Source organism: Desulfosarcina sp., assembly GCF_041551955.1.
Lineage (GTDB): Bacteria > Desulfobacterota > Desulfobacteria > Desulfobacterales > Desulfosarcinaceae > Desulfosarcina.
The window spans coordinates 1-9,164 of sequence record NZ_JBFELV010000190.1; the positions used below are offsets into that span (position 1 = coordinate 1).

At 58.9% G+C, this 9,164-nt stretch carries 10 protein-coding genes; 7 read left to right on the top strand and 3 right to left on the bottom strand.

Annotation, left to right across the window (positions count from 1 at the left end):
• A partial coding sequence (locus tag ABYV26_RS14575) for a hypothetical protein (protein WP_372682082.1) occupies nucleotides 1–1,130 on the top strand: 1,130 nt, incomplete at its 5' end.
• A 57-nt stretch (nucleotides 1,131–1,187) separates the two neighbouring features.
• On the opposite strand, the gene ABYV26_RS14580 is transcribed toward ABYV26_RS14575, so the two are convergent.
• Nucleotides 1,188–1,352, bottom strand: coding sequence for a hypothetical protein (locus tag ABYV26_RS14580; protein WP_372682083.1), 165 nt, complete (start codon nucleotides 1,350–1,352; stop codon nucleotides 1,188–1,190).
• A 36-nt stretch (nucleotides 1,353–1,388) separates the two neighbouring features.
• On the opposite strand from ABYV26_RS14580, the gene ABYV26_RS14585 reads away from it, so the two are divergent.
• Nucleotides 1,389–2,729, top strand: coding sequence for an acyl-CoA dehydrogenase family protein (locus tag ABYV26_RS14585; protein WP_372682084.1), 1,341 nt, complete (start codon nucleotides 1,389–1,391; stop codon nucleotides 2,727–2,729).
• Nucleotides 2,730–2,817: 88 nt separating this feature from the next.
• Here the strand turns inward: ABYV26_RS14585 and ABYV26_RS14590 are convergent, their stop codons facing one another.
• Both ABYV26_RS14590 and ABYV26_RS14595 read right to left on the bottom strand, forming a co-directional pair.
• Complete coding sequence (locus ABYV26_RS14590; protein WP_372682085.1) at nucleotides 2,818–3,753, bottom strand: aldo/keto reductase; 936 nt, start codon at nucleotides 3,751–3,753, stop codon at nucleotides 2,818–2,820.
• Nucleotides 3,750–5,135: an NTP/NDP exchange transporter gene (locus tag ABYV26_RS14595; protein WP_372682086.1), complete on the bottom strand. Its 1,386-nt coding sequence runs from the start codon at nucleotides 5,133–5,135 to the stop codon at nucleotides 3,750–3,752. The genes ABYV26_RS14590 and ABYV26_RS14595 overlap by 4 nt, the downstream gene beginning before the upstream one ends.
• On the opposite strand from ABYV26_RS14595, the gene ABYV26_RS14600 reads away from it, so the two are divergent.
• From ABYV26_RS14600 to ABYV26_RS14620, 5 genes are all read left to right on the top strand, one after another.
• Nucleotides 5,134–5,391, top strand: a complete 258-nt coding sequence (locus ABYV26_RS14600; protein WP_372682087.1) for a hypothetical protein — start codon at nucleotides 5,134–5,136, stop codon at nucleotides 5,389–5,391. The two genes, ABYV26_RS14595 and ABYV26_RS14600, sit on opposite strands and share 2 nt — an antisense overlap.
• Nucleotides 5,392–5,407: 16 nt before the next feature.
• On the top strand, nucleotides 5,408–5,929 hold the full coding sequence (gene sodC, locus ABYV26_RS14605; protein ID WP_372682088.1) for a superoxide dismutase [Cu-Zn] SodC: 522 nt from the start codon (nucleotides 5,408–5,410) through the stop codon (nucleotides 5,927–5,929).
• Nucleotides 5,930–6,131: 202 nt separating this feature from the next.
• Complete coding sequence (locus ABYV26_RS14610) at nucleotides 6,132–6,320, top strand: hypothetical protein (protein ID WP_372682089.1); 189 nt, start codon at nucleotides 6,132–6,134, stop codon at nucleotides 6,318–6,320.
• Between the two features lie 815 nt (nucleotides 6,321–7,135).
• Nucleotides 7,136–8,161 carry a dihydroorotate dehydrogenase-like protein gene (locus ABYV26_RS14615; protein ID WP_372682090.1) on the top strand — a complete coding sequence of 342 codons (1,026 nt, stop codon included), beginning with the start codon at nucleotides 7,136–7,138 and terminating at the stop codon, nucleotides 8,159–8,161.
• Nucleotides 8,162–8,220: 59 nt separating this feature from the next.
• Nucleotides 8,221–9,164, top strand: a 944-nt coding sequence (locus ABYV26_RS14620; protein WP_372682091.1) for an FAD-dependent oxidoreductase, incomplete at its 3' end; no start/stop codon positions are given.

Consider the following 9,164-nt stretch of genomic DNA (forward strand, 5'->3'; position numbering starts at 1 on the left):
CCCCCCGTGAAGGCGTGTGGCTGGCCGCCACGGGTGATGCGGACGTGGCCGGCGCCATAGATTACTTTGGTGTGGACCTGGATGTGCTGCAGGACGAATTTGACGCCATCCCGTACAAACCGCCGGCAGCCTTCGATGTGCGCCTGTACCAGGCCGCCCGGGCGCACTCGGATTATCTCGTCGCCTATGACAGCCAGGACCACACCGGTCAACTCGACCGCGTGGACGCCGCCGGTTTCGCTTATCTGTCCTATCGCGGCAATGTTTTTTCCTATACCCGCAGCGGCATCCACGGGCATGCCGGTTTCAACATCGATTGGGGCGAAGGCGACGGGGGTATGCAGCCCGGCCGCGGCCACCGCCAGGCGATCATGTCCATCGATGGGGATTACACCAATGTGGGCCTTTCCGTGGTTTCTGAGGACGACCCGGATACGGGTGTGGGCCCTTTCGTGACAACCGGCAACTATTGCAGTGCCAACACGTCGCAGACCAATCATTACAACCGTTTTCTGGTGGGAACGGTCTGGCGTGATCTGAACGGCAACGACCAGTACGATCCAGGGGAAGGCATGGGCGGTATCACGGTGCGGCCGGATCGGGGCGTCTACCACGCGGTGACGGCTGACAGCGGCGGGTACGCCATGCCTGTGCTCGAGGCCGGCGCCTACACGGTCAGTTTCATTGGATCGGGGATAGGCGGCGAGACGCACCGCACGGTGGCCGTGGAGGGCCAGAGCCTGTTGCTCGACCTCGTCACGGTAGGTGACGAAGCCATCACCGGGTCGGCTTCGGCCATCTCAGGAAGCACCGCCCAGCTCAACGGCACCGTGAACGCCAACGGCCAGGATGTGGACTACTATTTCGAATACGGTCCGACCACCCAATACGGTCATATTTCCGATGTGTTATCAACTATTTCCAACCAACGCGTCGCCATTGCCGTGTCCGGCCTGTCCCCGGGCACCTTGTACCATTTCCGGCTGGTCGTCCTGGCAGACGCCGGCACCATCGACGGCAACGACCGCAGCTTCGAAACCGCTGCGGCAAGCGGCAGTGCCCCCCCCACCCCGCCCAGCAGCAGCGGCGGTGGCGGAGGCGGATGTTTTATCGATTCGGTTTTCCGGTAATCCCGACCCGCCGCAAACCAACCCGCATGAAGAACGCCTGCAATACCGGCGCCCTTTTCAAGCCCCCTGCCGCGGGTCGAACGCGACCTCGGTCGACTGGGCCACTTGCAACCCGGAATCAGGCATGCGATGGTTGGCTGCGGCCATCTTGCCGCAGATGCCGTTTGTTGGGATGCGCCAACCGACCATCGCCTCACCGTTGATCAAGCGGTCGGGACGCATACCAGATCTATCGATCCATAGGAGAAAGGGGGACGCATGTTGGATTTTACGCTCACACCGCAACAGCTGGCGCTGCAGCAGAAAGCCCGCGAATTTGCGCTGAAGGAAGTGCTGCCGGTGGCCTGGTACTACGACGAAAAGGACGACATCCCGCTGCCGGTGATCCGCAAAGCCTTTGATGCCGGGATCATGAACCTGGATATTCCCAAGGCCTATGGGGGGCAGGGACTGGGTTTGGTCGAGGCGGCCATCCTGACGGAAGAGCTGGCGGCCGCCTGCCCCGGCCTGGCCACATCGATTTTCGACAACTCCTTAGGGATGGAGCCGGTATTGTTGTCGGAAAACGAAGAGATTCGCAAGCGCTATCTGCCGCGCATTCTCAACGACTTCAAGACGATCTGTTTTGCCACCTCCGAGCCGTTGATGGGTTCGGATGTGGCCGGCATCCGCTGCCTGGCCACGGCCGACGGCGAGGACTTCATCCTGGATGGCTCCAAATACTGGATCACCAACGGCGGATTGGCCGATTACATGTCGGTTTTCGCTACGGTCGACCCCAAGCAGAGTCACAAGGGGATCTGCGCCTTTCTGGTGGAAAAAGACTGGCCCGGTGTGCGGGTCGGCCGCCCCATCCCCAAAATGGGCCAGCGCTGCTCGAACACCGTGGGGCTCAAATTCGAAAACGTCCGCGTACCCAAAGCCAATGTGCTGGCGCCGCCAGGCAAAGGCTTCGTGCTGGCCATGAAAACCTTTGGGCGCACGCGGCCGATTATCGGTGCCTTCGGTGTGGGCGCGGCCCGGTCGGCCATGGAGTATGCCATGGATTACGCCAAAAAGCGCCAGGCGTTCGGCATGCCCATTGCCAATTTCCAGGCGATCCAGTTCAAGATCGCCGAGATGTATCAAAAGGTGGAAACCGCCCGCCTGCTGACCATGAAGGCGGCCTGGGAGGCCGACCAGGGCATGGATCCCACCCTGAATGCCTCCGTGGCCAAACTATACGCCACCGAGGTCGCCCTGGAAGTCGTCAATGAAGCCTTGCAGATCCTTGGCGGCTATGGCTACACCAAAATGTATCCCGTCGAAAAACTGCTGCGCGATGTGCGCCTGCTGCGCATCTACGAAGGTACCAGCGAGGTCCAGCGTGTGATCGTCGCCGGTACCGTGATGAGCCAGTACCAGTCCGCCATGCCGGCGCTGGAAGACCTCCCCCTGCATCGCGAGGCCGATCCCCTCGGGGCTGATGCGATGAAACCGGCCTGGCGCTGCCGCATTTGCGGCTATGTTCATTACGGCGATGACGCACCGGATGAATGTCCCTATTGTTTCTTTCCCAAGTCGGCTTTCAAGAAGGCGGGGGAGGGCGCAACGGCCTGAATTTGACCGGTCTGAGGGCCCGGTACATGGATTCGCATTCTGCCGGATGAATGGGGGCGGATGTAGCGGCCGCTTCTCAATCGCCTTGTTAAAGCGAGGCGACATGCGTGACCATGCGTCTGCGCAGGTCGGCATCCGGAAGGCTGCCAACGCCTGCCGCCATGTTGTCCGTCATGTGTTTCACTTTGGAGGTCGCCGGTATGACGCAGGTGACATCCGGATGGGCGATGATGAATTTCAGAAAGAACTGCGCCCAACTGTTACAGTCGAATTCGGTGCTCCACGCCGGCAACCCACGGCCACGGGTTTTTTGAAACAGGCTGCCGCGCTGGAAGGGGCGATTGATCAAGACGGCGACACCGTGGTCCGCGGCAAGCGGCAGCAGTTGTTCCTCAGCGGCGCGATCCGCGATGTTGTAGCTGAACTGGACAAAATCCAGGGTCTCGGTTCGAAGGACCTGTGCCAGTGCCTCATGGTCGCGGCCGTGGGATGTGGTGATGCCGATATAGCGGATCCTGCCCTTTTGCTTCCACTCCCGGAGCACCGGCAGGTGGGTCTTCCAATCCCGCAGGTTGTGGATCTGCATCAAATCGATGACATCGACCCCCAGCCGTTGCATCGACCGCTCCATTTGAGCGATGCCGGCAGCACGCCCATCGGTCCACACCTTGGTTGCGGCAAACAGGCTGCTTTTTCCCTGTTTCGATCCCAGCAATTTGCCGATCACGCTTTCCGCCGAGCCGTACATGGGCGACGAGTCTATCAGCCGGCCACCGTTGTCGAAGAATGCCGCCAGCACTTGCGCCAGCTGTTCCATGGCCGCCGCATCGCCCTGGACATCGAAGGTGCGCGATGTCCCCATTCCCATTACGGGCAACCGCTCACCGCTGGATGGGATCGGACGCAACAGGAAACGGTTTTCCGCGGCCGGAAGGCGCCGGGGGGGCAACAGCATGACCGACGTCAGTGTGCCGACCGTCCCTAAAAACGATCGACGCGTCATTTTGATATTTGGATCAATCATGAGGGGGTCCTCCTTTTTTGTTCGAGGGGCGGATCGGCCGCTGCACTGGCCATTCGCTCCTGGCGTTTGCCCAGCTTGAATGACACCCAGGCCCAGATGCCGGCCAGCGGCACCGCCGCCAGGGCAATTCGGGAAGCTGCCAGGCCGGCGCCTTGCAGACCGGCGTAAACCCAGGCACTGACCGCATCGCCGCCCCGGTAAACAACCGTGTCGATGAAATTCTTGGCTTTGTATTTCTCTTCTCTGCTTAATACCACATAGAGCATTTCACGCGCCGGCCGCATGACCGCGTAGTTGCCCGCTCGGCGCAACACCTGCACAACCACGATCACCGCCAACACGGGTGCAGCCCCCAATGCCAGAAAACCAATCATCAGCAGCAACGGAATCAATGCCAGCGTCCAGCCCATCCCAATCTTTCTAACCATCCTGCCGGTGAGGAAAACCTGAAAAAACAAAGTGATCGCGTTGACACTGAAATCCATGGCGGCAAACACGGCGGTACGCGTGGCCGGATCATCGAAGCGGTCGCGCACGATCTGGGCCTGCTGGAAGTATAAAAAAGTGGCCAGTGAAGAGAACAGCACAATCAACAGGCAGATCCCCGCCAGGTAAGAAGAACGCAAAACCAGACCGACGCCGGCAAAGATGCTGCCGCCCATGGCTTTTTCGACGGGTCGGTCCGTCGTGGCGCGATCCCGGACGGCACCGGCAGCCGGGCTGATGGCGGCTGCGGATTGCTTCCAAGCGATGAGCCGATGGATGCACACCACCGTCCAGGCCAGCAGGGCGGCCGATACCGGCAGCAGGTTGACCGGCCCCACGTGGACCACGAGAACCGTGGTGAGCAGTGGGCCGGCGAGCGCGCCAGCGGTGCCGCCGGCGGCGATAACGCCGAACAGGCGTTTGGCTTGTTCGTTGGAGAAGGTGTCGGCCATGAAGCTCCAGAATACCGACACGATGAACAGGTTGTATACGCTGACCCAGATAAAAAAGGCGCGGGCCACATGGGCATGGGTCAGGTTGGTTTGGAAAAGTACAAAAAATATCAGTAGGTTGGCAATGAAGAAAGCGTACGTGTAGGGCAGGAACCGCCTGGTGACCCACCGCCTGGTGACCCAGCCGAAAAAAGGAACGACCGCCAGCATGGCCAAAAACGTCCCGCTGAACATCCACTGCAGATGCTCCACACCGCCGGCAATGCCCATCTCATCGCGCATGGGGCGGATGATGTAGTAACTGCACAACAAGGCGAAGAAGTAACTGAACGCCCAGCCAAGCGCCCGCAATTCATGGTGGTTTACGGCCATGGTCCGTCCGATGAGCACGTCCATGATCGGTTGCCTGCCTGTTCCGGTTTTTCGGTGTCCCGGTGCATTCATGCTGAAAACCCCGCCGGTTGCGGTTCAATCCGATCCGCCTGATTTAGACCATAATCACTTTCGGACCGCATGGCCATGGCAGGCCTGGCAAAGTGCTCAGCCGGGCGAACGTGGCTGCCTCTTTTTATTTGGCGAGGATGTATTACCTTTCGAAATAAACCCGCCCCTTGAAATCGATGGCATTGCATCCAAAACGGTTGCGGCGGATCATTCATTTGGTTTGGGGCAATTGATTGTTAGGGATTTTATTGACTGAAAGGAGCAAGACATCCATGAAACGCTTTTTAATCCTTTTTGCAGGTTTATGGCTTGTTTCCAGCCTGGCCTGGGCTGATGGGGCGACGATCAGCATGTTTCTCGCAACGGATGCCGGTCCCGGCAAGGCCGTCGGCACCATTGCGGTAACAGACACACCCTACGGGGCACTGTTCACACCAGATATAGACGGTTTCACACCGGGATTGCACGGCTTTCACGTGCACGAAAATGCAGATTGCGGAACTAAACAAAAAGACGGGAAGATGGTGCCGGGGCTGGCCGCCGGCGGGCATTTTGACCCGGCCGGGTCCGGTCGACATGAAGGTCCATACGGCAACGGCCACCTCGGGGACCTGCCCCCGCTCTACGTCGACGAAAACGGCGCATCGAGCCTGCCTGTTCTGGCGCCGCGGTTGAAGGTGGCCGACCTCAAGGGGCGCAGCCTGATGATTCATGCCGGCGGGGATAACTTTTCGGACCATCCCGAAACGCTCGGTGGCGGCGGTCCCCGGAAGGCATGCGGGATCGTCCAATAGCCGCCATGGGGGCAACAAGGGTTCTGTACTGATATTCTCATGCAACGCCTGATCCTTCGAGCCCGGATGGGTCGCTGTATGTGAGCCCACTTTGCCTGCCCGGCGGCGGGCGGGGTGGGTGGTGTAACAACCGACCAACCCTTTTCTTTGCAGGGGATGCCCTCGATGGCAGCTGTGACCGATAAGGCGATCGCTCTGGCCGTTGAGCGGTTTTTTGCAGCGTCCTGAAATCCATGGCAACCTGGCATTGCTCAACAATCGCCTGCCCGGTTCGGCAGACATCGTCGTTGCCGGTGGCGCCATTCGTAACGTCATCATGGGCGACTACAATGAATTGTGTAAATACCCCTCGTATGACGCCTATCTTGCCGGCCGGGCGTTAAGGTCTTGACCGTCGGCCACCCAGTCAGGGACCGGAGACGGAATCGGACTCGGACGGCGATCCGCCTGTCCGTTCAACCCATGGTTTTTGTCCCACGGTCACGCCGGGACAGTCACTCGATGCTCGTTATGGATCAGCCGGGTAACCATTTGTTCTTATCCGCGACATGATGGTAGATTGAACCTATCACCATGCGGCCAATCGACTCCCATTGCATAATTTTCAGGGTTCGCTAAGATATTATCGCTTGTTTGGCCTGCGACTGCAGGAAAACCAATCAGGGAAGAGGTGATATCATGACCGGACTTGAACAGACGTTGGTCCTGGTGCGGTACTTCATGAACCACTGCCGCTTTGACCGAAAAGGAAAATCCTTCTGCAAACCTCGTGACAAAAAAGATTGATGGCAGGCTGAAAAAACCATAGACGGTACTATCAGACGCTGACAGTACTCACCGCGGTAGAGGAAGGGCCTCGTTCGAGGCGATGCCATTTGGTTTGGGTATGCTCACGCCATGTCCCCCAAAACGATTTCCGATTTACCATCCACATGCACTTTTTTCAAAGGATATGGATTTCCCGCGCCCAATTGGGCCATGTCAGGAGTGGGCCAATCGCGCGATGGATAGCATGTCGTCAACGGTGTGGTGAACCAACTGACCAGAGGTTGGCAGTGGATTTTTTTTTGCAAATTGTTTACGATAGCACAATCAGAGAAAAGACCGCATTGATCTGGGACGCCATCGATTTTTCACAATATCGCAGCCAACAGCAGGCAGGGTGCCTTGTTGCTGTACAATCCGACCTTTTGTTGAGGAGGTACAATGGATCTATCGACGCAATACCTGGGGCTCGAATTAAGAAATCCGATTATCGTGGGCAGTTCTGGGTTGACCAGTTCGGTCGAAAAAATAAAGAACGCCGAAAAATGCGGCGCCGGTGCGGTGGTGCTCAAGTCCATTTTCGAAGAGGAGGTGGCCTTGGAATATGCGGATTTCATGAAAACGGCCAAGGGTTTTGCCGCTGACAGTCAGTACTTCGATTACGATGGACGCAAAATTCCCATCGACTACTACAACTACGTCGTCCGGGAAGAAAACCTGAAAAAATACGTCACCCTGATCGAAGAGAGCAAAAAGGCGGTGTCCATACCGGTTATCGCCAGCATTAATTGCTTTCTGCAGTCGGTCGAGTGGATGGCCTATGCCAAGCAGTTGGAAGCGGCCGGCGCCGATGCCCTTGAGCTGAACATGTTTTTTCCCCCGACGGATTTCAAGCAGAAGCGGGTGGACCTGGAAAGCATCTATTTCAAGGTCACCGAGCAGGTCACCCAACACCTCTCCATCCCCACCGCCTTGAAGATCAGCCACTATTTTACCGATCTGGGGCCGATGATCCAGCGGCTCTCCCAAACCGGTATCGGCGGACTGGTGCTGTTCAACCGGTATTTCAGCCCGGACTTCGACATCGATAAATTCGAGACCACCAATGCGTTCGTCTTCAGCTCCCCATCGGACCTGGCCATGTCCCTGCGCTGGATTGCCATCATGGCCGAAAAGGTCGACTGCGACCTGGCCGCCTCCACCGGTATCCACGATGGGGATGCGGTGATCAAACAGTTGCTGGCCGGTGCCGATGCGGTCCAAGTGGCCTCGTGCCTGTATCAACACGGCGTCGCCTATTTAGGGGAGATGCTTGAGCGCCTGGAGAACTGGATGTCCCGCAAAGGATTCAAGCGGATCAGCGGTTTCAAGGGAAAAATGAGTCAGGCCAAGAGCACGGATCCGTCCGTTTACGAGCGGGTGCAGTTTATGAAGGTCTACGGCGGCAAAAAGAACGTGGTCGTCTGATCCGGCTGCGGAAGGATGCCGAGGCGATCATGGTTCGCTCTCCATAGAAAGCAGGCGGGATGCATCACTATGACGCCATCGTTGTCGGGCTGGGCACCGCCGGATCGGCCACCTGCATGACCCTGGCGCAGCGGGGTGTGTCGGTTCTGGGGCTCGATGCGTTTCATCCCCCGCACAGCCTGGGCAGCCACCATGGTGAATCCCGCAGCGTCAGGCGGGCTTATCTGGAGGGCACCGCCTACCTGCCCATGGCGCTCCGGGCCTGGGGCCTGTGGCGCAAACTGGAAAAGGACTCAGGCGAGAAGCTCCTGGTTACCACCCCAAACCTCACCATCGGGCCGCCGGATGGACCGGCTGTTTCCGGATTTCTGGCCAGCGCCCGGGCCGGCGGCATATCCCATGATTTGTTGACCGCCGCCGAAATCCACAAGCGGTGGCCGCCGTTGGCACCCCCAAGCCATTTTGCCGCTGGTCTTGAAAGAGAGGCGGGGATCGTTTTTCCGGAAACGTGCATCCGGGTGTTCCTTGGTATGGCTGAAACCGCCGGGGCAAAGATTCAGGTCGATGAACGGGTGACCGGGTGGACGGCCACGCCGGGCGGGGTCGAGGTTCGCACCTCCAAGGGCAGGTATACTGCCGGTCGGGTCCTGATCGCCGCCGGTGCACTTGCGCGGGGATTGCTGGGCTTTACCGGCACCATGTTGACGCCCAAACGGGTTCCCGTGCACTGGATCACCCCGCCGGATGCGATCGCTTATCAACTTGGGCGATTCCCGGTCAATTTCTGGCAGGTTCCCATGTCCGGTGCCGCCGGCGCCTCCGACGCATGCCGGGAGTTTTACACACTGCCGGCCATCGAGCCCGGGGGACGGGTCAAGGCCGCCTTTCACAACCAGCTTGCCGACGTCGATCCAAATATCCCACTCCTGCCGGTATCCACAGCAGAGCAGACGGCGATGCGGGCCATGCTGGAGTGGTTTTTGCCGACGCTGTCCGATCGACC

What these genes read in the sequence shown, in the direction of transcription:
- ABYV26_RS14580 (WP_372682083.1), bottom strand. Translation starts at nt 1,352, where the DNA reads ATGCGTCCCGACCGCTTGATCAACGGTGAGGCGATGGTCGGTTGGCGC.
- ABYV26_RS14585 (WP_372682084.1), top strand. Translation starts at nt 1,389, where the DNA reads ATGTTGGATTTTACGCTCACACCGCAACAGCTGGCGCTGCAGCAGAAA.
- ABYV26_RS14590 (WP_372682085.1), bottom strand. Translation starts at nt 3,753, where the DNA reads ATGATTGATCCAAATATCAAAATGACGCGTCGATCGTTTTTAGGGACG.
- ABYV26_RS14600 (WP_372682087.1), top strand. Translation starts at nt 5,134, where the DNA reads ATGCTGAAAACCCCGCCGGTTGCGGTTCAATCCGATCCGCCTGATTTA.
- ABYV26_RS14595 (WP_372682086.1), bottom strand. Translation starts at nt 5,135, where the DNA reads ATGAATGCACCGGGACACCGAAAAACCGGAACAGGCAGGCAACCGATC.
- sodC (WP_372682088.1), top strand. Translation starts at nt 5,408, where the DNA reads ATGAAACGCTTTTTAATCCTTTTTGCAGGTTTATGGCTTGTTTCCAGC.
- ABYV26_RS14615 (WP_372682090.1), top strand. Translation starts at nt 7,136, where the DNA reads ATGGATCTATCGACGCAATACCTGGGGCTCGAATTAAGAAATCCGATT.